Annotated in this window: 21 protein-coding genes; 13 read left to right on the plus strand and 8 right to left on the minus strand. The window is 57.4% G+C overall.

The genetic code is table 11. From position 1 onward, the window contains the following. Positions 1-29 precede the first annotated feature (29 nt). The 4 genes from ACE3MN_RS18150 to ybiJ all read left to right on the plus strand — a co-directional run bounded on the left by ACE3MN_RS18150 (position 30) and on the right by ybiJ (position 3,922). Entirely contained in the window at positions 30-2,318 is a 2,289-nt protein-coding gene (locus ACE3MN_RS18150) for a catecholate siderophore receptor Fiu (protein ID WP_082237398.1), read from the plus strand. 45 nt (positions 2,319-2,363) lie between these two features. Further along, positions 2,364-3,041 carry a PKHD-type hydroxylase YbiX gene (ybiX, locus tag ACE3MN_RS18155; RefSeq protein ID WP_049130075.1) on the plus strand — a complete coding sequence of 226 codons (678 nt, stop codon included), beginning with the start codon at positions 2,364-2,366 and terminating at the stop codon, positions 3,039-3,041. Between the two features lie 68 nt (positions 3,042-3,109). Then, the gene (locus ACE3MN_RS18160; RefSeq protein ID WP_004130731.1) at positions 3,110-3,376 is read left to right on the plus strand and encodes a DksA/TraR family C4-type zinc finger protein; all 267 of its coding nucleotides are present in this window, start codon (positions 3,110-3,112) and stop codon (positions 3,374-3,376) included. A gap of 285 nt (positions 3,377-3,661) precedes the next feature. Further along, on the plus strand, positions 3,662-3,922 hold the full coding sequence (ybiJ, locus tag ACE3MN_RS18165; protein WP_004130722.1) for a DUF1471 family protein YbiJ: 261 nt from the start codon (positions 3,662-3,664) through the stop codon (positions 3,920-3,922). Between the two features lie 122 nt (positions 3,923-4,044). Here the strand turns inward: ybiJ and ybiB are convergent, their stop codons facing one another. The 7 genes from ybiB to ACE3MN_RS18200 all read right to left on the minus strand — a co-directional run bounded on the left by ybiB (position 4,045) and on the right by ACE3MN_RS18200 (position 12,952). Beyond that, entirely contained in the window at positions 4,045-5,013 is a 969-nt protein-coding gene (gene ybiB, locus ACE3MN_RS18170) for a DNA-binding protein YbiB (RefSeq protein ID WP_024360129.1), read from the minus strand. A gap of 42 nt (positions 5,014-5,055) precedes the next feature. Further along, positions 5,056-7,200 (minus strand): ATP-dependent DNA helicase DinG, encoded by a 2,145-nt coding sequence (gene dinG, locus ACE3MN_RS18175; protein ID WP_024360130.1) that lies wholly within the window; start codon positions 7,198-7,200, stop codon positions 5,056-5,058. A gap of 202 nt (positions 7,201-7,402) precedes the next feature. Next, positions 7,403-8,752 (minus strand): ATP-dependent RNA helicase RhlE, encoded by a 1,350-nt coding sequence (rhlE, locus tag ACE3MN_RS18180; protein WP_004130715.1) that lies wholly within the window; start codon positions 8,750-8,752, stop codon positions 7,403-7,405. Between the two features lie 218 nt (positions 8,753-8,970). Beyond that, positions 8,971-9,963 (minus strand): transketolase family protein, encoded by a 993-nt coding sequence (locus ACE3MN_RS18185; protein WP_375364130.1) that lies wholly within the window; start codon positions 9,961-9,963, stop codon positions 8,971-8,973. Further along, positions 9,963-10,808: a transketolase gene (locus ACE3MN_RS18190; RefSeq protein ID WP_375364131.1), complete on the minus strand. Its 846-nt coding sequence runs from the start codon at positions 10,806-10,808 to the stop codon at positions 9,963-9,965. The genes ACE3MN_RS18185 and ACE3MN_RS18190 overlap by 1 nt, the downstream gene beginning before the upstream one ends. 13 nt (positions 10,809-10,821) lie before the next feature. Beyond that, positions 10,822-11,571 carry an SDR family NAD(P)-dependent oxidoreductase gene (locus ACE3MN_RS18195; RefSeq protein WP_049087277.1) on the minus strand — a complete coding sequence of 250 codons (750 nt, stop codon included), beginning with the start codon at positions 11,569-11,571 and terminating at the stop codon, positions 10,822-10,824. Positions 11,572-11,620: 49 nt separating this feature from the next. After that, positions 11,621-12,952: an MFS transporter gene (locus tag ACE3MN_RS18200; protein ID WP_004135221.1), complete on the minus strand. Its 1,332-nt coding sequence runs from the start codon at positions 12,950-12,952 to the stop codon at positions 11,621-11,623. A gap of 339 nt (positions 12,953-13,291) precedes the next feature. Between ACE3MN_RS18200 and ACE3MN_RS18205 the strand changes: the two genes are divergently transcribed. The 6 genes from ACE3MN_RS18205 (at position 13,292) to ACE3MN_RS18230 (ending at position 20,040) form a co-directional block, all read left to right on the plus strand. Beyond that, on the plus strand, positions 13,292-14,215 hold the full coding sequence (locus ACE3MN_RS18205; RefSeq protein ID WP_004135224.1) for a LysR substrate-binding domain-containing protein: 924 nt from the start codon (positions 13,292-13,294) through the stop codon (positions 14,213-14,215). A gap of 71 nt (positions 14,216-14,286) precedes the next feature. Next, positions 14,287-14,964 (plus strand): transcriptional regulator CecR, encoded by a 678-nt coding sequence (cecR, locus tag ACE3MN_RS18210; protein ID WP_024360135.1) that lies wholly within the window; start codon positions 14,287-14,289, stop codon positions 14,962-14,964. Further along, complete coding sequence (hlyD, locus tag ACE3MN_RS18215) at positions 14,961-15,953, plus strand: secretion protein HlyD (RefSeq protein WP_049087275.1); 993 nt, start codon at positions 14,961-14,963, stop codon at positions 15,951-15,953. The genes cecR and hlyD overlap by 4 nt, the downstream gene beginning before the upstream one ends. Then, a complete protein-coding gene (locus ACE3MN_RS18220) occupies positions 15,950-17,689 on the plus strand; it encodes an ATP-binding cassette domain-containing protein (RefSeq protein WP_024360137.1) in 1,740 nt (579 codons plus the stop codon). Before hlyD ends, ACE3MN_RS18220 begins: the two co-directional genes overlap by 4 nt. Then, on the plus strand, positions 17,679-18,812 hold the full coding sequence (locus tag ACE3MN_RS18225; RefSeq protein WP_004135232.1) for an ABC transporter permease: 1,134 nt from the start codon (positions 17,679-17,681) through the stop codon (positions 18,810-18,812). Before ACE3MN_RS18220 ends, ACE3MN_RS18225 begins: the two co-directional genes overlap by 11 nt. Positions 18,813-18,933: 121 nt before the next feature. Then, the gene (locus ACE3MN_RS18230; protein ID WP_049086703.1) at positions 18,934-20,040 is read left to right on the plus strand and encodes an ABC transporter permease; all 1,107 of its coding nucleotides are present in this window, start codon (positions 18,934-18,936) and stop codon (positions 20,038-20,040) included. Here ACE3MN_RS18230 and ACE3MN_RS18235 read toward each other — a convergent pair. Beyond that, positions 20,002-20,412 carry a YbhQ family protein gene (locus ACE3MN_RS18235; protein WP_004135236.1) on the minus strand — a complete coding sequence of 137 codons (411 nt, stop codon included), beginning with the start codon at positions 20,410-20,412 and terminating at the stop codon, positions 20,002-20,004. The genes ACE3MN_RS18230 and ACE3MN_RS18235 overlap by 39 nt on opposite strands. A 143-nt stretch (positions 20,413-20,555) precedes the next feature. Between ACE3MN_RS18235 and ACE3MN_RS18240 the strand changes: the two genes are divergently transcribed. Genes ACE3MN_RS18240 through ACE3MN_RS18250 form a run of 3 tightly spaced genes read left to right on the plus strand, consistent with a single transcriptional unit; the run spans position 20,556 to position 23,514 of the window. Continuing rightward, on the plus strand, positions 20,556-21,305 hold the full coding sequence (locus ACE3MN_RS18240) for an endonuclease/exonuclease/phosphatase family protein (protein ID WP_004135238.1): 750 nt from the start codon (positions 20,556-20,558) through the stop codon (positions 21,303-21,305). Beyond that, positions 21,302-22,546, plus strand: a complete 1,245-nt coding sequence (gene clsB / locus ACE3MN_RS18245; protein WP_004135240.1) for a cardiolipin synthase ClsB — start codon at positions 21,302-21,304, stop codon at positions 22,544-22,546. Before ACE3MN_RS18240 ends, clsB begins: the two co-directional genes overlap by 4 nt. Beyond that, the gene (locus tag ACE3MN_RS18250) at positions 22,546-23,514 is read left to right on the plus strand and encodes a YbhN family protein (RefSeq protein WP_375364132.1); all 969 of its coding nucleotides are present in this window, start codon (positions 22,546-22,548) and stop codon (positions 23,512-23,514) included. Before clsB ends, ACE3MN_RS18250 begins: the two co-directional genes overlap by 1 nt. The last annotated feature ends 138 nt before the right edge of the window (positions 23,515-23,652 follow it).

Genomic DNA, 23,652 nt, shown 5'->3' on the forward strand with positions numbered 1-23,652 from the left:
CTAATTAAAACGATAAGTCACTTATTGAAATGGAAAAAAATAACAATTTGCCGTTCAGCAGTTTTAACTCGCTCACGCTCTTCACTGGCTTATGCCTGAGTCTTTCTCCGTCCGGCCAGCTACTTGCAGCGGATAGCACTGAAAATACTAGCGGCGAAACGCTGGTGGTCGAAGCGCAGACGCCATCGCTTTACGCGCCGACTCGCTCCGCCGATCCAAAATTTTCACGGCCGATCGCCGACACCACGCGAACGGTTACCGTGGTTTCTGAGCAGGTGATGAAGGATCAGGGGGTCACTAACCTCACCGACGCGCTGAAAAACGTCCCCGGCGTCGGCGCTTTCTTTGCCGGCGAAAACGGCAACTCGACCACCGGCGACGCCATTTACATGCGCGGTGCGGACACCTCCAATAGCATTTACGTCGACGGTATCCGCGATATTGGCAGCGTCAGCCGCGATACGTTTAATACCGAACAGGTCGAAGTCATCAAGGGACCGTCAGGCTCCGACTATGGGCGCAGCGCGCCGACCGGCTCGATCAATATGATCAGCAAACAGCCGCGCCTCGATTCGGGTATCGACGCCTCCGCCAGCGCTGGCAGCGCCTGGTTCCGACGCGGCACGCTGGATATTAACCAGGCCATTGGCGAAACCAGCGCGGTGCGTCTGAATCTGATGGGCGAGAAAACCCACGACGCGGGCCGGGACAAGGTGAAAAACGAGCGTTACGGCGTCGCGCCATCGGCGGCATTTGGTCTCGGCACCGAGAACCGCCTGTACCTTAACTATCTGCACGTGACCCAGCACAACACCCCCGACGGCGGCATTCCTACCATCGGGCTGCCGGGCTATTCCGCTCCCAACGCCGGCACCTCGGCGCTGAATCACTCCGGCAAGGTCGCCACCAGCAACTTCTACGGCACCGATTCCGACTACGATGATTCCACAACCGATACCGTGACGATGCGTTTCGAGCACGACCTGAGCGACACGACGACGATCCGCAACACCACCCGCTGGTCTCGCGTGAAGCAGGATTATCTGATGACCGCGGTGATGGGCGGAGCGTCAAACATTTCCCAGCCAAACCCTGACGATGTGGGCACCTGGACCTGGTCGCGCCTGGCGAATACCAAAGACATCAGCAACAAGATCCTGACCAACCAGACTAACCTGACGTCGACGTTCTACACCGGCGCTATCGGTCATGACGTCAGCACCGGCGTGGAATTCACCCGTGAAACCCAGACCAACTACGGGGTCTATCCGCTCACGCCTCCGGCGGTGAATATTTACCATCCGAACAGCGACATCTCCATCGGCGGCCTGAACCGCAGCGGCGCCAACGCTAACGGGCAGACGGATACCTTCGGCGTCTATGCTTTCGATACCCTGCAAATTTCCCAGGACTTCGAACTTAACGGCGGGATCCGTCTGGACAATTACCAGACCAAATATGATAGCGCCAGCCTGTGCGGCGGTACCGGACGCGGCGCCATTGCCTGCCCGACGGGGGTCGCGAAAAATACCCCGCTCACCACCGTCGATACCTCAACCAGCGGTAACCTGGTGAACTGGAAGGCCGGCGCGCTGTACCACCTGACCGATAACGGCAATCTCTACGTCAACTACGCCGTTTCCCAGCAGCCGCCGGGAGGCAGCAACTTTACCCTCGCGCAAAGCGGCACCGGCAGCAGCGCCAACCGAACTGACTTTAAACCGCAGAAGGCCAAAACCAGCGAGCTCGGCACCAAGTGGGAGCTGATGGATAAACGCCTGCTGCTGACCGCCGCCCTCTTCCGCACCGATATTGAAAACGAAGTCGAGCAGAACGACGACGGCAGCTATTCGCAGTATGGTAAGAAACGCGTTGAAGGCTATGAGATTTCGCTGGCCGGTAACATCACTCCTGACTGGCAGGTTATCGGCGGCTATACCCAACAGCATGCCAGCGTTCGTGAAGGCGCGAACACCGCCCAGGATGGCACCAGCGCGCTGCCGTATACGCCAGAGCACGCGTTTACCCTCTGGAGCCAGTACCAGGCCACCGATGCGATCGCCGTCGGCGCCGGCGCGCGATACGTCGGCAGCATGCATCGCGGCAGCGACGGCGCGGTCGGCACGCCTTCTTATACCGAAGGCTACTGGGTGGCCGATGCTAAAGTCGGTTACCGCATTAACCGCAATCTCGACCTGCAGCTGAACGTCTACAACCTGTTTGATACCGACTACGTCGCCTCGATTAACAAGAGCGGCTACCGTTATCACCCGGGCGAGCCGCGGACCTTCCTGCTTACCGCCAATATCCATTTCTGATCCACGGCGGGGCGGCAACGCCCCGTTTTCTCAGGAGATAAAACGATGATGTACCATATTCCCGCCGTTCTCACCCCTCAGGAAGTGGACGATTTTACCGCTCAGCTTCAGCAGGCGGAATGGGTTGACGGGCGCGTGACGACCGGCGACCAGGGCGCTCAGGTCAAAAATAACCAGCAGGTGGACACCCGCAGCAACCTCTACGCCGAGCTTCAGGGCAACGTGCTGGCGGCGCTGAACCGCAGTTCGCTTTTTTTTGCCGCCGCGCTGCCGAAGGCGATTTCCAGCCCGCTGTTCAACCGCTACCAGCAGAGCGAAACTTACGGTTTTCACGTCGACGGCGCGGTGCGCAGCCAGGCGCAGGGCGGCTGGATGCGCACCGATCTTTCCGCCACCCTGTTTTTAAGCGCTCCGGAAAGTTACGCTGGCGGTGAGCTGGTCGTCAACGACACCTACGGGCAGCACGCGGTTAAGCTCCCGGCCGGGGACCTGGTGCTCTACCCTTCGAGCAGCCTGCACTGCGTCACCCCGGTGACCTCAGGCGTCCGCGTCGCCTCGTTCTTATGGATTCAGTCAATGATCCGTGACGATAAACGCCGCAGTATGCTGTTTGAACTGGATGGCAATATTCAGAAATTAAAAAGCCGCCACGGCGAAAGCGACGAAGTGCTGTCTCTGCTTAATCTGTACCATAACCTGCTGCGCGAATGGTCAGAGATCTGAGCCTTGTCTGGTCATTTTTTACCCCCATATTCTCTATACTAAAGAGAGAAGAGATAGCGAGGTGAACTATGGCATCAGGTTGGGCAAATGATGACGCGGTGCAGGAACAGATCGACAGCACCATCAACGACGCGATAGCCCGGGCGCGAAATGAGCTGTCATCGGGCGAAAGCAACAAATTTTGTGAAGAATGCGGAGAGCCGATTCCTGAGGCGCGCAGACGGGCGGTGGCGGGAGTCAAATACTGCGTTAAATGCCAACAGGAGAAAGATTTACATAACAATACATTTTCGGGATATAATCGCAGAGGATCCAAAGATAGCCAGCTTCGCTGACCGATATTTACCGTTCATTACCGCATATCGCATTAACTTTTCGCGCACGATTTTTGGCAAACGGAGTGGCAAAATGTGCCCTTCCAGCCCGCTGAACGCCGTCCCAACCGGTTTCGCCGCCACCGGCTAAAATAATTTATTAATATTCAATAAATTAATAATCATTCAAAAAATTAGATTGAGATTGTTAATTTCCTTCGATTTTATCTCCCGCCAAAAACCGTGATACTTATCACATCGACGGAACATCGTCCCCTATACAGAACAACCTGCGAGAGATTAATTATGAAAAACATCAAATACGCTGCTGCCGCTATCGCCCTGTCCGCTCTGTCTTTCGGCGCGTTCGCCGCTCAGCCGGTCACATCGGCTCAGGCAGAGAGCATGAACAAAATCGGTGTGGTTTCTGCTGAAGGCGCGACGACGCTGGATGGACTGGAAGCCAAACTGGCTGAAAAAGCAGAGGCCGCTGGCGCGACCGGCTATAGCATTACCTCCGCTAACAGCAACAACAAACTGAGCGGTACCGCGGTTATCTACAAATAATCGCCAGCATTTCCTGTAGCAACACTCTGTAATGCCACTGTTTTAACCCTGTAAGATCCTTTAATACCCTTGCCTTGCCCGTCCATGCCACTGGACGGGCTTTTTTTTGCCTGCCGATACAGTTACCAGCTCTCAGCCACCTTCGCCAGCCCCTGCTCCAGAGAGGAGGCGACGCCGGTCGCCACCAGACAGCAGGCCAGCTGAATTTTCAGCGATTGCGGCAACGGCTCGCTCCCTACAGAACAGCGCTCAATCCAGCGCGCGGTCACTTCGGGATCTTTTGACGCCGGCAGGACGAGCGCCTGCTCCGCTGCGCCATCCTGACGCTCGTTAACCACCCGCGTACCGGCCGCGTCAATCAGGCTGATCTGCGGACAGCGCTGCGGATTGGCGTAAACTTCGCCTTCGGTACCGTGCATCAGCAGCGCCCGGCCGCCGATCTCGGCAAAGAATTTCGCCACCCGGCCAACGTATTCAGGATGCGATACGCTCGACAGGCGCAGCGCCGCATCTTCAGCAAACGGCGTCGCCAGCTTGGCCAGCGTGTGGGCGCTGTTACGCACCCCCATGCGCCAGCGCATCGCCAGCTGTTTTTCCAGCGGCGGACACAATGCGCCGACCGGCACGTAAACCGGCTGATGGCTGTCTAACCGCGCCTGGGCCTGGCCCGCCTGAAGCGTCGCCGGGATCCCCATCAGTTCAAAAATCGTTTCCGTCAGCACGCGGGTGGGATCGTGGCTCACGCCGTGAACAATCACCGGGAAGCCAAGCTTATGCAGAAGCACGGCGAGCAGAGGCGTCAGGTTAGCCTGCTTGCGCGCGCCGTTGTAGCTGGGGATCACTATCGGCATCGGTTTAGCGACCGGCGGCGTCAGCTTCATCGTATGATTCTGCATCGCTTCATAGAAGCCCTTCATCTCCGCTTCACCTTCGCCCTTGATGCGCAGGGCAATGAGAATGCCGCCGAGTTCGAGCTCAGGCACCTCGCCGTTAAGCATCCGCGAGTAGAGCGCGCGCGCCGTCTCCACGTCCAGGTCGCGGGCGTGATTTTTGCCGCGCCCGACTTCTTTAATGATTTTGCTGTAGTCCATTGCAGGCTCCTCTGAGCTTCTCACATCATCGACACTGCACCGCTAACGCCGTTTGCGACGCGTCTGTTTTGTTTTAGTTTTTACTATAACCTCAGGGACGGCTGGCTGCTCTATCGGAAATACGGGTAATGCATTCAATAAACGCTTACCGTAGTTTTTGGTCAACAGGCGTTTGTCATAAATCACCACCTCTCCCCAGCAGCTATGGCTACGAATCAGGCGGCCAACCTGCTGAATCAGGTTGAATGACGCGCTGGGCAGGCTCTGAACTTCGAACGGATAGCGGTTGAGGCTTTTGAGCCACTCGCCTTCGGTAATCACCACCGGGCTGTCTATCGGCGGGAACGCGATCTTATGAATATGCACCTGGCTTAACAGCTCGCCTTTTAAATCCAGCCCTTCCGCGAAGGATTGCAGCCCAACCAGTACGCTGCGCTCGCCGCCTTCTACGCGTTTGCGATGCAGCTCGACCAACCGGTAGCGAGGCTTATCGCCCTGAACCAGCAGCAGCAGGCGCAGATCGGTAACGTGTTCGAGAAAGCGCTGCATCGCTCTTCCGCTGGCGAACAGCACCAGCATGCCGAGATGCTTTTTGCTCTCGACCTGCTCCCGGAAATAGGCGGCCATCTCGGCGATATGCTGCTCTTCGTTATCGATAAGCGGTTCGTAATGCATCTGCGGAATGACGATTTTGCCCTGTTCGACGTGGTTGAATGGCGAGTCCAGCGCCACAAAGCGGTCTCCCGCCTTCTCTTTCAGCCCGCTCATCTCCTGCAAACGCGAAAAGCTATTCAGCGAGCGTAGCGTCGCAGAGGTGACGACGATATGCGGGACGCTGCGCCACAGCAGCCTCTCCAGCTGTTCGCTGACGCGGATCCCCACGCAGTGGAACCAGATATGCATCTGGCCGTCCCGCAGGTCGCGGGTAACCCATTTGGTCACCGGCGCGCCGGAGGATTGCGCCAGCGATGCCAGCCGCCAGAGTTTACTTTGGCTCTCAAACATCCCCAGCGCGCGGTTCATCTGCAGCAGAACCCGATGCAAACGCACCACGTCGTGGCTGCCGGTTTTTTCGCCCAGATCGTTAAGGAACAGCTCCGCCAGACCGCGCAGCGTCTCGGTGAGCTTCGCCAGCCGCTGGCAGATTTCCATCACTTCCGCCGGTAGCTCTCCCATCGGGAAGCGGTGCTCAGCCTCCTGCCCGGCCGGCATGTACAGGTTGAGGATGTTATTCAGGGAGGAGATGAGTTCGTAGAGCTCCTCGCAATGCCCATTCAGCCGTTCGGGATTGGCCAGCGGCGGCGTGGTCTTAGGGCGAAACTGCTCCATGCAGGTCGCGACCAGCTTCGTAAAAAGATCCAGCTGCAGGCGGTACCACGGGGCGGTAATTTCCGCGCTCATTTCCAGCGCATCGCGGGCCACCTCCGGAAGATGGTGGCCTTCATCCAGCACCAGCAGCAAATGCTTAGGCTCCGGCAGCACCGCTTCGCTCTCCATGGCCGCCATCACCAGCGCATGGTTCGCCACCACCACTTCCGCCTCCTGAATTTCCCGGCGGGCGACGAAGAAGGGGCATTCGCGGTAGTAGTGGCAGTTACGATTCAGGCAGCTGGCTTTGTCGGTGCTCAGGCGGCTCCATAATGAATCATCAACGTTTTTATCGGTATGATCGCGCAGGCCGTCCCATTTATAGCTATCGAGATCCGCTTTCAGCGTCGCGCACAGCTTCTGCTCCGCCTGGTTATTGGGCGTGAGTTCGTCATCAAGAAAGGCCAGTAAATCCTGCTGCGTCGGTTCGGTGCTGGCAAGGGCGGCCAGGTTACGCGGGCAGACGTAGCGCCCGCGGCCAAAGGCGGCGGTAAATCGCAGGTCGGGAATGATTTTGCGCAGCAGCGGCAGGTCTTTGCTGTAGATTTGGTCCTGCAGAGCAACGTTGGCGGTACTGACCACCAGCGTTTTTTGTTCTTCACGGGCAATGGCGATGCCGGGAATCAGATATGACAAGGTTTTACCGACGCCGGTCGGGGCTTCTATCGCCAGATGCCGCCCCTCTTCCCCGGCAAGCGTCTTCGCCACATCGGCGATCATCTGCCGCTGCGGAGGACGGGGAATAAAGTCAGGAATTTGTTCCTGAAGCGCCTTATACCAGGCGGCGATTTGCGCTTTCAGCGCTGCGGTCAAAGCCATGAGAAAACCTGAATACTGTATAAACAGCCACTATTGTGCCATTTTTTCGCCATCGGGAGGAATGTCTTTCTGAGCAAACTGGAATCTCGCTCGAGGTTCAACGTGAGCGAAGAGCATGCCGGGCAAGGAGCCTTACCCGGATAACCCATCCGGGGCATGGCCGCGCGTTCGCGGCTATGCCCGCAGGAGTGACGGGATAGGGTTACTCAGCCGCCGCGGGTTTGCGCGGGCGACGACGGCGAGGAGGTTTACCGTCCTGAGTTCGCGCTTTCGGCGCTTCGCCATCGGTACGACGCGGCGCGGACTGCTGACCGCGACCTTGTCCCTGGCCGCCGCGGCCCTGGCTTTGGCCACCACGGCCGCCGCCGCGCTGCTGCTGACGACCGTTCTGAATCGGCTCGGCTTTGATCGACGGATCCGGCTCATAGCCCGCAAGGGCGATACGCGGGATCTCTTTTTTCAGCAAGCGTTCGATATCATGCAGCAGCTTATGTTCATCCACGCAGACCAGCGACAGCGCTTCACCCGTTGCCGCGGCGCGCCCGGTACGACCAATACGGTGCACATAGTCTTCCGGTACGTTTGGCAGCTCGTAGTTCACCACGTGCGGCAGCTCTTCAATGTCCAGACCGCGCGCGGCGATATCGGTCGCCACCAGCACGCGAATGCCGCCGGATTTAAAGTCAGCCAACGCGCGGGTACGCGCGCCCTGGCTCTTGTTGCCGTGAATGGCGGCGCTGCGGATGCCGTCTTTATTAAGCTGCTCCGCCAGATGGTTAGCGCCGTGCTTGGTGCGGGTAAAGACCAGCACCTGCTGCCAGTTGCCTTCGCCGATCATCTGCGACAGCAGCTCGCGCTTGCGCTTTTTGTCGACAAAATGCACCAGCTGGCTCACCTGTTCTGAAGCGGTGTTGCGGCGAGCGACTTCAATTTCCAGCGGATTATGCAGCAGCTTTTCCGCCAGCGATTTAATCTCGTCGGAGAAGGTTGCGGAGAACAGCAGGTTCTGGCGCTTTGCCGGCAGCTTCGCCAGTACCCGGCGAATATCGTGAATAAAGCCCATATCCAGCATACGGTCGGCTTCATCCAGCACCAGCACTTCAACTTTGTCCAGGCTCACGGCGTTCTGATGTTCAAGATCCAGCAGGCGACCGGGCGTTGCCACCAGGATATCGACGCCGCTGCGCAGCTTCATCATCTGCGGGTTAATGCTCACGCCGCCGAACACCACCAGCGAACGAACGTTAAGGTATTTGCTGTAATCCCGCACGTTCTCGCCAATCTGCGCCGCCAGCTCGCGCGTGGGGGTCAGGATCAGCGCGCGCACCGGACGACGGCCTTTAGCGTGCGGTTCTTTCTGGACCAGGTGCTGAAGCAGCGGCAGCGTAAATCCCGCCGTTTTACCAGTACCGGTCTGGGCGCTGGCCATCAGATCGCGACCCTGTAATACCGCCGGGATGGCCTGCTGCTGAATAGGGGTTGGCTCAACGTAGCCCTGCTCAGCGACGGCGCGCAGGATTTCAGGATTCAGGCCAAGGGAATCAAAAGACATAACAACTCCGAACCGCCCCGGCCCGTCACAGGCGTAGTTTTCAGGGAGATTATTGCGAAAGAGATGGCAAAAACCACAATGCCATGAAGCTGCGCAGTCTAGCAGATTTTGTGATGAACCGCATAAAATCTGCCGAAAAGAATCCTCTGGCTAACAAACCACTGCTCCCGGTCCTGGCGATAAACAAGCGCCGCCGCAGAACGCGGCGGCGACAACAACTAACGCAGGCGATACTTAATTTTTTCGACCATCTTCGCGGTGGAAATGCCGTAGCGGTCGTGCAGCGTCGGAAGCGCTCCGGCCAGCAGGAATTCGTCGGGCAAACCGACGGTATCCAGTTCGCAGCGCACGCCTTTGCGCATCAGCAGCGCGGCAACCGCCTCCCCTAACCCGCCAACCGACGTGTGGTTTTCCGCGGTCACCACCAGACGACCGGGCCTCGACGCCTGCGCAACGATCGCTTTTTCATCGAGCGGTTTGATGGTGGGTACGTGCAGTACCGCCGCGCTGATATTATCGGCCCGCAGTTTTGCAACCGCTTCCAGGGCGCGCATGGTCATCAGCCCGGAAGAGATGATCAGCACATCATTACCGTCCTCCAGCAGCTTCGCCTTGCCCAGCTCAAACTGATAATCATATTTATCGAGCACCAGCGGCACCTTACCGCGCAGCAGACGCATATACACCGGACCGCTGTGGTCGGCAATCGCCGGTACCGCCTGTTCTATCTCCAGCGCATCGCAGGGATCGACGATGACCATCCCGGGGATGCCGCGCATAATCGCCAGATCTTCCGTTGCCTGATGGCTCGGCCCGTAGCCGGTGGTCAGACCCGGCAGCGCCGCGCAGATCTTCACGTTCAGATGCTCTTCGGCGATAACCTGATGGATAAAATCATAGGCGCGGCGGGTAGCAAAAGCGGCATAGGTGGTGGCGAAGGGAATAAATCCCTCCTTCGCCATTCCCCCGGCGGCCCCCATCAGCAGCTGCTCCGCCATCCCCATCTGGAAGAAGCGATCCGGGAAGGCCTGGGCGAAGATATGCAGATCGGTATACTTTGACAGATCCGCGGTCATCCCGACGATTTCCGGGCGCTGCGCCGCCAGCTTCGATAGGGCGACGCCAAACGGGGCGGAAACGGCCGCCTGGCCTTCATCAGCAATAGAGGCGATCATCGCCGACGTCTTTAAACGTGGTTTACTCTGGCTCATTACAGCACTCCTTCCGGTTTGTTGGCGTCCAGCACCGCAATCGCCTTTTGCCATTCGTCGGCATCGACGCGGATAAAATGGTTCTTATCGCGGGTTTCCAGGAACCGCACCCCTTTGCCCATCAGCGTGTCGCATAAAATGACCCGCGGCTGGTTGCCCGCATGATTTTTCGCGTTGTCGAAGGCGGTAATCACCGCCGCCAGATCGTTGCCGTCCACGCGCTGCACGTACCAGCCGAAGGCGGACCATTTTTCATGCAGCGGCTCAAAGCCGAGGATTTTGCGCGAATCGCCGTCCGCCTGCTGTTTGTTCACATCAACGATATTTATCAGGTTCGTCAGGCCGTAGTGGGCCGCCGACATCGCCGCTTCCCAGGTCGACCCTTCGTCCAGCTCCCCATCCGACATGGAGTTATAAACCCAGGATGCGCTGCGCTTCTGCCGCAGGCCGAGCGCCATCCCGACGGCAATGGAGAGCCCCTGCCCCAGCGAGCCGCCTGACATCTCCATCCCCGGCGTATAGGTTGCCATACCCGACATCGGCAGACGGCTGTCGTCGGAGCCGTAGGTCTCCAGCTCCTCTTGCGGGATAATTTCCGCTTCCAGCAGCGCCGCATAATAGGCGATGGCGTAATGGCCGTGCGAGAGCAGGAAGCGGTCGCGTCCTTCCCACTCCGGTTCTTCCGGGCGGTAGCGCATCGCGTGGCTGAACGCGGTGGCCAGCACATCCGCATAGCCTAACGCCTGGCCGATGTAGCCCTGTCCCTGAACCTCGCCCATTTGCAGGGCATAGCGGCGGATACGCCACGCCGCCGCGGCAACTTTTTGTGATTCCGTGATTTTCATCTGCTTGCCTCGCTTAGTGGATTAACATGCCGCCGTTCACGTCCAGGGTGATACCGGTCGAGTAGGAAGAGAGATCGCTGCCGAGGAACAGGGCGGCGCGCGCGATATCCACCGCATCGCCAAGGCGGTTCATCGGGATCCCGGCAAGGATATTGGCCGTCATGTCGTCGGTCAGCTTACCGGCGGTGATATCGGTCTGAATCAGCCCCGGGGTAATGCAGTTAACGCGGACGTTATCCGGACCAAGCTCGCGCGCCATCGCCCGCGCCAGGCCGAGCACCCCGGCTTTCGCCGCGCTGTAGTGCGGGCCGCCGAAGATACCGCCGCCGCGCTGGGCGGAAACCGAAGAGATACAGACGATGCTGCCCGATTTTTGCGCCCGCATCGTCGGAATAACCGCCTGCGACATCAGCAGCGTGCCGCGCAGGCTGACGTCCAGCACCGCGTCGTAGTTGGCGCGCTTAATATCCATCAGCTTCAGCGGCTGAGTAATCCCGGCATTATTCACCAGCACATCGACCCGGCCATATTTCGCCAGAATCTGTTCCATCGCCGCCTGAACCTGAACTTCATCGGCAACGTTCGCCGCAAGGCCAAGATGGCCTTCGCCTAAGGCCGCGGCCGCCGCTTTGCTGGCTTCGCCATTGAGGTCGAGAATGACCACGCTGGCGCCGTTTTCAGCAAATAATTTGGCGGTGGCAAAACCCAAACCGCGTGCCGAGGCCGCGCCGGTAATAATGGCGACTTTATCTTTTAATAACATATTTTCACTCCATGACATGACGCATATTAATTAACAGGATATATTTCCGTTATTGTGGCTCATCGAGAAAGAGAATCACCACCAGACCTATTGCGGCGCAGATACCAAAATAGGTGAATACCGAATTAAAGCTGCCGGTTTGATCGAGTAAAAAGCCCGCAGCCATCGGGGCAACAAATCCGCCGAGGTTACCGCCGCTATTGATAATAGAAGAGGCGATCGGATAGGTTTTATTATCCGAAACGGCCATACCGTAGGCGGTAAAGGCCGGCCAGCCAATATTCAAACATAAACCGACGAAGAATAATCCGACACAGACCGCCCAGGTGCTCGCGGGAATATTTAGCATAATGAGCATCATGACCACGGTGGAAATCGCGGTAAACATCATTGTCGGTTTACGTCGCCGGCCTAATACCTTATCCGAAATCCATCCACCGCCAATCGCACCTATAAAACCGCCAATACACGGCATACTTGCCACGAAGCCCATGCTCATTACATCAAAACCGCGCTCTTTAACCAAATAAAGCGGGATCCACGTTAATAATCCGTACAGCACGCTAACCATCATAAAATAAGCCAGACAGTCGCCAAGAATATTTTTCGAGGTAAATAATCCTTTCGCCGTATCAATAGGGGTAAGCTTTTTCACCCGAATAAATTTATCCAGCCAGATAAAGCGATCGGCAATTAATATATTTTGCCGTACGGCGTTTTTATCGCTTTCACGCCCGGCGTTAATCTCTTCCAGTTCGCTTTGCGAAACAAATCCGCTCTCTGCGGGTGTTGACTTAACCAACAGGTACCACGCCACCGCCGCCACAATTCCCGGTATCGCAAAGGAGAAAAAGACCCATCGCCAGCCCCAGGTTACCGCGATCCATACCGCCAGCGGCGGTACGATGATCGGCGCAAACATGGTGGCGGCGATGTAGACGCCCGTTGCCGTGGCTTTCTCTTTCGGCGGGAACCAGTTATTAATGGTCGAAGCCAGGCCTACCGGACATGGCCCTTCGCTAAGCCCCAGCCCCAGCCGCACCATCTTCAGGCCAAACACCGAGCTCACGGTGCCCATTAGCCAGGTAAAAGCGGAAAAACCGAAAATCGACAGCGCGACCAGCCCTCGCGTGCCGCGTTTGGCAATGAAAAAGCCGGCCGGGATCTGGCTGACCGCATAGCCCAGGAAAAACATGCTGGCGATGGCCCCGGCTTCAAAGTTGTTGATATGAAACTCATCAATAATGAACGGCAATACCGCGCCGATATTCGTTCTGTCGGCGTAATTTATGGCATACACCAGGAAAATCATCGTCAAAACCACAAAACGATATTTTGTTTTCCTGGCGTCAGTACAGACCACAGTATCTATACGTGACATAGGGTATCCTCTGTATTTTTTATGCTTTTTGTCGCGAACCTTACCGCATCGCGCCCTGTTATCAGGCCTGTGGTTGCAATATAACAATCCCAAAAAGAAAGGGTATTCAAAAAAGCTCAATTACGCGTGAGAAAAATTTGCTTCGTGACTGCATTCAAATTCCTGTCAATTATTTTTCCGAGGGCTTCATATTTAAAACTGTTAAGTTCATCACGGATTACGCCATATCTTATTTCCCGGCTATGCTATCCTGACCCTCATTTTCTGGGATAACCGCTGGATGTACTGTTTTTTGAGTAAACAAATCACCCTGCATTATTCCACTCACCGGAGGAAATCATGAACCAGCCGCTGCCAAATAAAAGCTTGCCGATGCCATCCTTACGCAATATTCAGGCATTTATTGAAGTGGCCGATACCGGCAGCCTGAACCTGGCAGCGGAGAATCTCAATATTACAGCTTCCGCAGTCAGTCATCAGATAGCCAGCCTGGAACAGTATCTGGGAAAGAAGATATTTTCCCGCAGCAGTAAAGGAATGGTCTTAACCACCATTGGTGAAAAATATCTTAAAGAAGTTTCCGGAGCCTTAAATATTATTGGCCAGGCCACTAACCAGGTGATTAATGATATCCACCAGGATTATTTACGGATTCATTCAGCGCCGAGCTTTGGCTTATTGTGGTTGATGCCCCGACTTCATAAGTTTCGCCAGGCCTGGCCGGAGCTTAAAATTAGCCTGACCTGTTCTTATGAAAGCATTCAGTTCTCCCGCGATAATATCGATATTGATATTCGCCACGGGCTCTCACAGTGGCCGACCCTGGTGGTCAAGACCATAAAAAACGAACGCATGCTCCCCTTCACCTCATCGACTTATTTAGCCGGACGCGACGTTCAGTCCATTGAAGATTTGTTGGCCTGCGATCTTATTCATTCCGATAGCACGCTGATCGGCTGGAGCAACTGGCTGTCCTGGCATAAGGTTCGCGGCTGGAATAAAAACTTTATTTTTAATTTTGACCGCTCCTATATGAGTATCGAGGCCGCGCGCATGGGGATGGGGATTATTCTTGAGAGTAATTTGCTGGCCGGGCAGAGCGTTCGTCAACGTCACCTGGAACCCGTCTTTAGCCGCGACGTCAGTATGCCGGTGAATGCCCATCACTTCGTTTTACCGCACCCGAATGAGCAAAAAGAGAAAGTGAAGATCTTCTTTAACTGGGTTGCCGAAGAGCTAAGCCACGAAGGATTTCATATCTAGCAGCAAACGGTGGACAAACTGCAAACCTGCGCCTAGAGTTAATCAATCGATTGATTAACTTTTCCAGCGCGATGACGACAACTCCCATTACCAGCAAGGGCGAGCAGGCGAAAAGCCAGCTTATCGCCGCCGCAATCGCCCAGTTTGGCGAATACGGCCTGCACGCCACGACCCGCGATATCGCCGCTCAGGCCGGGCAAAATATCGCCGCCATTACCTACTATTTTGGTTCCAAAGACGATCTCTACCTCGCCTGCGCCCAGTGGATCGCTGATTTTATCGAACACAATTTCCGCCCCCACGCACAGGCGGCGGAAGCGCTGTTCACTGAGCCTGTGCCGGATAAAACTGCGATGCGCAGCCTGATACTTGGCGCCTGCCAGAACATGATCCTGCTGCTGACCCAGGACGACACCGTCAATTTGAGCAAATTCATCTCCCGCGAGCAGTTGTCGCCGACGCCGGCCTACCGGCTCATCCACGATCAGGTGATTGCTCCACTACACTGCTACCTGACCCGTTTAATCGCCGCCTATACCGGCCTTAACGCCGACAGCACGCAAATGGTGCTTCACACCCACGCGCTGCTGGGCGAAGTGCTCGCTTTTCGCCTTGGGCGGGAAACGGTGCTGCGGCGCGCGGGCTGGGCCGAGTTCGATCGGGACAAAACCGCACAAATTATTGAGGTTATCACCTGCCATATTGATTTCGTTCTGGAAGGATTATCGCAAAGGAGTCTGGAGTCATGAAAAAACCGCTCATCATCGTTGTGCTGCTTCTCCTGCTGGTCGCTGTCCTTGGCGGAGGCTGGTGGTGGTACCAGAGCAGCCAGCAGAAAACGCTCACGCTATATGGCAACGTGGATATTCGTACCGTCAACCTCAGCTTCCGCGTGGGCGGGCGGCTGGCGTCGCTCAGCGTCGACGAGGGCGATGCGATTAAAGCCGGGCAGACCCTGGGCGAGCTGGATCGCGCGCCGTACGAAAACGCCCTCCAACAGGCGCAGGCCAACGTGTCCACCGCCCGGGCGCAGTACGACCTGATGATGGCGGGGTATCGTTCGGAAGAGATTGCCCAGGCCGCCGCCGCGGTCAACCAGGCGCAGGCGGCTTACGACTACGCGCAGAACTTTTACCAACGCCAGCTGGGGCTGCGCAAAAGCAGCGCCATCTCCGCTAACGACCTGGAAAACGCCCGCTCCTCGCGCGATCAGGCCCAGGCGACGCTGAAGTCCGCGCAGGATAAGCTGCGCCAGTATCGCGCGGGAAATCGTCCGCAGGAAATCGCCCAGGCCAAAGCCAGCCTTGAGCAGGCGCAGGCCGCGCTGGCGCAGGCGAAGCTGGATCTGCACGATACCACGTTGACCTCGCCGTCCGACGGAACGCTGATGACTCGCGCCGTCGAGCCGGGCAGCATGCTCAGCGCCGGCGGCACGGTGATGACGCTCTCGTTAACCCATCCGGTGTGGGTACGCGCCTATATCGATGAAAAAAACCTCGGCCAGGCCCAGCCGGGTCGCGAAGTGCTGCTTTACACCGATAGTCGCCCGGATAAACCCTACCGCGGCAAAATCGGCTTCGTTTCCCCTACCGCTGAATTCACGCCGAAAACCGTGGAGACGCCGGATCTGCGCACCGATCTGGTTTATCGCCTGCGTATTGTGGTCACCGATGCCGACGACGCGCTGCGCCAGGGGATGCCTGTCACCGTCACCTTCAGTCACGGAAACGGCCAATGAGCGAGGACGTCATTACGCTGAGCGGCCTGACCCGGCGCTTTGCCGGCATGGACCGCCCGGCCGTCGCGCCGCTGGACTGCACCATTCACTCCGGCTATGTAACCGGTCTGGTGGGCCCTGACGGCGCGGGAAAAACCACCCTGATGCGCATGCTCGCCGGGCTGCTGAAGCCCGACGCAGGCAGCGCAACGGTCATCGGCTACGACCCGATTGCCGACGATAGCGCCCTGCACGCGGTGCTCGGCTATATGCCGCAGAAATTCGGCCTGTATGAAGATCTGACGGTGATGGAAAACCTGACGCTCTACGCCGATCTGCGCAGCGTGACCGGCGAGGCGCGGGAAAAAACCTTCGCCAGGCTGCTGGAATTTACCTCCCTCGGCCCCTTTACCAGCCGGCTGGCGGGCAAGCTTTCCGGCGGCATGAAGCAGAAACTTGGTCTGGCCTGCACCCTGGTCGGCGAACCGAAAGTCCTGCTGCTTGATGAACCCGGCGTCGGCGTCGACCCCATCTCGCGCCGCGAACTGTGGCAAATGGTGCATGAACTGGCGGGCGACGGAATGCTGATCCTCTGGAGCACCTCTTATCTTGATGAGGCCGAGCAGTGCCGGGACGTGCTGTTGATGAACGAGGGCCAGCTGCTCTATCAGGGGGCGCCAAAAGAGCTGACGCAGACCATGGCCGGACGCAGCTTTTTGATTTCCAGCGGCGAGGAGAATAATCGCCGCCTCCTCCAGCGGACGCTGAAGCTGCCGCAGGTGAGCGATGGCGTGATTCAGGGGAAATCGGTACGCCTGATCCTTAAAAAAGAGGCCAGCATCAGTGAAGTCCAGAACGCTACTGATATGCCGCCGCTCGAGGTCGCCGAAACCGCGCCGCGCTTCGAGGACGCCTTTATCGACCTGCTGGGGGGCGCCGGGACCGCCGAATCACCGCTGGGCAACATTATCCACACCGTGGAAGGCTCCCATGAGGACACGGTGATTGAAGCGCAGACCCTGACCAAGAAATTCGGCGATTTTGCCGCCACCGACCACGTTGATTTCCAGGTCAAGCGCGGGGAGATATTCGGCCTCCTCGGGCCTAACGGCGCGGGCAAGTCCACTACCTTTAAGATGATGTGCGGCCTGCTGGTCCCCACCTCCGGTAAAGCGCTGGTGCTGGGCATGGACCTGAAAGTCAGCTCCGGCAAGGCGCGTCAGCATCTGGGCTATATGGCGCAGAAGTTCTCGCTCTACGGCAACCTTTCCGTCGAGCAGAACCTGCGCTTCTTCTCCGGCGTGTACGGCCTGCGCGGGCGGGAGCAGAACGACAAAATCGCCAGCATGAGCGAGGCGTTTGGCCTGAAAAGCATCGCCCGGCAGGCCGCCGACGATCTGCCGCTCGGCTATAAGCAGCGCCTGGCGCTGGCCTGCTCGCTAATGCACGAGCCGGATATCCTGTTTCTTGATGAACCCACATCCGGGGTCGATCCCCTCACCCGCCGCGAATTCTGGCTGCATATCAACAGCATGGTGGATAAAGGCGTGACGGTGATGGTCACCACCCACTTTATGGATGAAGCGGAGTATTGCGATCGTATCGGCCTGGTCTATCACGGCAAGCTGATCGCCAGCGGCACGCCGGACGATTTGAAGGCGCTGGCAGCGGATGATAAACAGCCTGACCCGACGATGGAGCAGGCATTTATTACCCTCATCCACGATTGGGACAAGGAGAACGCCGGTGAGCGCTAAATGGCTATCGTGGCGGCGCGTACGCGCCCTGTGCGTGAAAGAAACGCGGCAGATTGTCCGCGACCCCAGCAGCTGGCTGATTGCGGTGGTCATCCCCCTGCTGCTGCTGTTTATCTTTGGCTACGGGATTAACCTCGACTCCAGCAAGCTGCGGGTGGGCGTGCTGCTGGAGCAGCAAAGCGAAGAGGCGCTGGATTTTGTCCATACCATGACCGGCTCCCCCTATATCGACGCCACCGTCAGCGATAACCGCCAGCAACTGGTGCAGATGATGCAGGCGGGACGCATTCGCGCGCTGGTAACCATTCCGGTAGATTTCGACCGCAAGATGGCCCGCCCCGGCGACGATGCGCCGATCCAGCTCATCACCGACGGCAGCGAACCGAATACCGCTAACTTCGCCCAGGGCTACGTCGAAGGCATCTGGCAAATCTGGCAGCAGCAGCGGGCGGAAGATCGCGGCGAAACCTTCGAGCCGCTTATCGACGTGCAGACGCGCTACTGGTTTAACCCGGCCGCCATCAGCCAGCATTTTATTATCCCCGGCGCGATTACCATCATTATGACGGTGGTCGGCGCGATCCTGACCTCGCTGGTGGTGGCCCGCGAGTGGGAGCGCGGCACCATGGAGGCGCTGCTGTCGACCGAGATTACCCGCGCCGAACTGCTGCTGTGCAAGCTGATCCCCTACTATTTCCTCGGCATGCTGGCGATGCTGCTGTGTATGCTGGTGGCGGTGTTTATTCTCGGCGTGCCGTTTCGCGGTTCGCTGGTAATTCTGTTTTTTATCACCAGCCTGTTTTTGTTGAGCACCCTGGGAATGGGGCTGCTGATTTCCACCATTACCCGCAACCAGTTTAACGCCGCGCAGGTGGCGCTGAACGCCGCGTTTCTGCCGTCAATTATGCTGTCCGGGTTTATTTTTCAGATCGACAGCATGCCGGCGATAATCCGCGCGGTGACCTACGTGATCCCGGCGCGCTATTTTGTTAGTACCCTGCAAAGCCTGTTTCTGGCGGGCAATATCCCGGTGGTGCTGCTGGTGAACGTGATGTTTTTAATCGCCTCGGCGGTAATGTTTATCGGCCTGACGTGGCTGAAAACCAAACGGCGTCTGGATTAATTTGTCTGCGCCCGCTCCCCGGGTCGCGGCGTGAACGCCTTACCCGGGCTACCGTTTCTGCCAGATTAGGTAGCCCGGATAAGCGCAGCGCAATCCGGGGATCACAAAGAGAGAATATACGATGTTTCATCGCTTATGGACGTTAATCCGCAAAGAGCTGCAGTCGCTGTTGCGCGAACCGCAGACGCGGGCGATTTTGATTATGCCGGTACTGATCCAGGTACTGCTGTTCCCCTTTGCCGCCACGCTGGAGGTAACGAACGCCACCATCGCCATCTATAACGAAGACAACGGCAAGCACGCCGTGGAGCTGACCCAGCGCTTCGCCCGCGCCAAAGCCTTCACCCACGTTCTGCTACTGAAAAGCCCGCAGGAAGTACGACCCACCATCGATGAACAAAAAGCGCTGTTGGTCGTGCGTTTCCCGGCAGATTTTTCGCGCAACCTCGACACCAACCAGACCGCCCCGCTCCAGCTTTTGCTGGACGGGCGCAACTCTAACAGCGCGCAAATTGCCGCAAACTATCTCCAGCAGATCGTCAAAAGCTATCAGCAGGACCTGCTGGAAGGTAAAGCCAAACCGAACAATAGCGAGCTGGTGGTGCGCAACTGGTATAACCCGAATCTCGATTACAAATGGTTCGTGGTGCCGTCGCTGATCGCCATGATCACCACCATCGGCGTCATGATCGTCACCTCGCTCTCCGTTGCCCGCGAGCGCGAACAGGGCACGCTCGACCAGCTGCTGGTGTCGCCGCTGGCAACCTGGCAAATCTTTATCGGTAAAGCGGTCCCGGCGCTGATCGTCGCCACCCTGCAGGCAACCATCGTGCTGGGGATTGGCATCTGGGCCTATCAAATTCCGTTTGCCGGCTCATTGCTGCTGTTTTACTTCACGATGATCGTTTACGGCCTGTCGCTGGTAGGATTCGGCCTGTTGATTTCGTCGCTGTGCTCCACGCAGCAGCAGGCGTTTATCGGCGTATTCGTCTTTATGATGCCGGCGATTTTGCTCTCCGGCTACGTTTCGCCGGTGGAGAATATGCCGGTATGGCTACAGAACCTGACGTGGGTAAACCCGATTCGTCATTTCACCGATATCACCAAGCAGATCTATCTGAAGGATGCGAGTCTGGCAATCGTGTGGGGGAGTTTGTGGCCGCTACTGGTCATAGCGGCCACCACCGGCTCAGCGGCGTATGCGATGTTCCGAAGAAAGATCGCGTAGTTTTTTATCTTTCGCCAGCAGTGATACCACCGCCGGACCGGCCAGTATCGCCAGCCCGGCGAGGGCCAGCAGCAGGTTATTGTGCAGTACGCGCGACAGCAGCCACAGCACGATCACCGCGGTGCCGAAGTACCAGGTGGTGGTGAGTTCCTCAAGGAAATCACCGACGTCGCGCCAGCGCTCATCGTGATGGCGCTGCAAAAACAGCATCGACACTAACGTGACGCCGTACAGCACGCACAAACCTAATCCGACGCGCACCAGCGCGCCGCTCATCCAACCCATCACCAGTACTGCCACGACCAGTAGATGCAACATAATCTGCCAGCAACTAAGACCCGTTGCGACGCGTACACGTTGTTGCCACTTCATGGCTTCTCTCCTGAAGGATTTTTCTCTGCTACTCAGAGTACCGCACTTTACGGAAAATTCCGTATCACCGCATCTTTTTGTGACCTCTACTACACTATTTCCTACAGGAAAGTGACATTGCCCAGAGAAATAAGGACGAACAAATGCCGCGATTTTCGTTAAACGTGCTGACAATTAACACCCATAAAGGCTTTACTGCGTTCAATCGCCGCTTTATTTTGCCCGAATTACGCGAAGCGGTGCGCAGCGTCAGCGCCGACATTGTTTGCCTGCAGGAGGTGATGGGGGCGCACGAAATTCATCCGCTGCATATCGAAAACTGGCCGGATACCACCCACTATGAGTTTCTCGCCGATACCATGTGGAGCGATTACGCCTACGGCCGCAACGCCGTTTACCCGGAAGGACATCACGGCAACGCGGTGCTTTCTCGTTTTCCCATTGAACATTATCAAAATCTCGATGTTTCGGTGGGCAACAGCGAAAAGCGCGGCCTGCTCTACTGCCGCATCGTGCCGCCGGAAAGCGGAATCGCTATCCATTTATTCTGCGTGCACCTGGGGCTGCGCGCTCATCAACGCCAGGCCCAGCTGACGATGCTGGCGGAGTGGGTGAACGGTTTACCCGCGGGCGAACCGGTGGTGGTGGCCGGTGATTTTAACGACTGGCGGCAGCAGGCTAACCGGCAGCTTAAAGCCCAGGCCGGGCTGGAGGAGATTTTTACCCGCGCCAGAGGGCGTCCGGCGCGGACTTTCCCGGTCAGCTTCCCCCTGCTGCGCCTCGACCGCATCTACGTAAAAAACGCCCATGCCAGCCAGCCTAAAACGCTGGCGTTAAAACAGTGGCGTCATTTGTCCGATCATGCACCGCTTAGCGTGGAGATACATCTGTGAAATGCAGCTGGCAGGAAGGAAACCGCATTCGGCTATTAGAAAATGGCGATAACTATTATCCGGCGCTGTTTGCCGCCATTGGTCGCGCGCAGCAGCGGGTGATCCTCGAATCCTTTATCTGGTTTGAAGATGACGTCGGCAAACAGCTCCATGCCGTTCTGTTAAAAGCGGCCCAGCGCGGCGTGCGCGTCGAGGTATTACTGGACGGCTACGGCTCGCCGGATTTAAGCGAAAGCTTTGTGGGGGAGCTGACGTCGGCTGGCGTGATTTTTCGCTACTACGACCCGCGCCCGCGACTGCTCGGTATGCGCACCAATTTGTTTCGCCGCATGCATCGTAAAATCGTGGTGATCGACGACGTTACCGCCTTCGTCGGCGGAATTAACTACTCCGCCGAGCATATGACCGATTACGGCCCGGAAGCCAAACAGGATTATGCCGTGCAGGTTGAAGGGCCGGTGGTGCTCGATATCCTGCAATTTGAACTGGAAAACCTGCCTACCAATGAGGCGACCCGCCGCTGGTGGCAGCGGCGTCGGCATAAGCCTGAAATCAACCGCAACCCCGGCGAGGCCCAGGCGCTGTTTATCTGGCGGGATAATCAGGATCATCGCGACGATATTGAGCGTCACTATCTGAAAATGCTGACCACCGCCCGCCGGGAAGTGATTATCGCCAACGCCTACTTTTTCCCCGGCTATCGCCTGCTGCACGCCATGCGCAACGCGGCCCGCCGCGGCGTGCGCGTCAAGCTTATCGTGCAGGGCGAACCGGATATTCCGATTGTCAAATTCGGCGCGCGCCTGCTCTATCACTATCTGGTGAAAGGCGGCGTGCAGATTTTCGAATACCGCCGCCGTCCGCTGCACGGCAAAGTGGCGCTGGCGGACGACCACTGGGCCACCGTCGGTTCCAGCAACCTCGACCCGCTCAGCCTGTCGCTGAATCTGGAAGCCAACCTGGTGATTCACGACCGCGAATTTAACCAGACGCTGCGCGATAATCTCAATGGCTTAATCCTTAACGACTGCCGCGAGGTCGATAAGCGCATTTTGTCGAAACGCACCTGGTGGCGGCTCGGCATTAGCGTGCTGGCGTTCCACTTCCTGCGCCACTTCCCTGCCTGGGTCGGATGGCTACCGGCCCATACGCCACTGCTGTCGCGGGTTCAGCCCCCGGTACAGCCAGAAATTGAAACTCAGGATCGCGTAGACCCGGAAAATCAGGAGGTGAAATCCTGATGGCGAAATCTCACCCTCGCTGGCGGATGGCGAAAAAAATCCTGACGGTGCTCTTTTTTATCGCCGTCGTCGTTCTGCTGGTGGTCTACGCCCAGAAAATTGACTGGCAGGACGTGTGGAAAGTGATTCGCGATTACAACCGTACGGCGCTGCTCAGCGCCATCGGGTTGGTTATCGCCAGCTACCTGATCTATGGCTGCTACGATCTGCTGGGGCGCGCCTACTGCGGCCACAAGCTGGCTAAACGCCAGGTGATGCTGGTGTCGTTTATCTGCTACGCCTTTAATCTGACGCTCAGCACCTGGGTAGGCGGCATTGGTATGCGCTATCGGCTCTACTCGCGTCTGGGGCTGAGCGGGGCGACCATTACCCGTATCTTCTCCCTGAGCATTACCACCAACTGGCTGGGGTATATCCTGCTCGGCGGCATTATTTTTAGCTCCGGCATGGTGAAGGTTCCCGAGCGCTGGTATATCAGCCAGCCGTCGCTGCAAATTCTGGGCGTCGTTTTGCTGCTGATTTCCGCGTTTTACCTGTGGGGCTGCGCCTTTGCTAAAAAGCGCCATCTGACGATAAAAGGCCAGCGGCTGGTTCTGCCTTCCTGGCGCTTCGCGATATTGCAGATGGCGGTTTCCAGCCTGAACTGGATGGCGATGGGGGCGATTATCTGGCTACTATTGGGGCCTCAGGTGGACTATTTTCTCGTGCTCGGGGTACTGCTGGTGAGCAGCATTGCGGGGGTTATCGTGCATATTCCGGCAGGCATTGGCGTGCTTGAGGCGGTGTTTATCGCCATGCTTTCCGGAGAAGAGATTTCGCGCGGCGCGATTATCGCCGCCCTGCTCGCCTACCGCGCGCTGTACTACTTCCTGCCGCTGCTGCTGGCGACCATCGGCTACTTAATTCTGGAGAGCCGGGCGAAGCATCTGCGGGAGAAAAACCAGCGCAAGCTGGCGGGAGAAGAGTAAAAAAAGCCCCGGTCGCGGATGCTGACCGGGGCTGCGATTGGGTCGATATCGTGGATATCTGCCGCTATTTTATCCACTTTTCCGTTGATGAACTTTCCCGGTGGCGCTTCGCTGACCGGGCCACAAGTTCACCGCTGT

The organism is Klebsiella grimontii (assembly GCF_042137965.1).
Taxonomy (GTDB): Bacteria; Pseudomonadota; Gammaproteobacteria; order Enterobacterales; family Enterobacteriaceae; genus Klebsiella; species Klebsiella grimontii.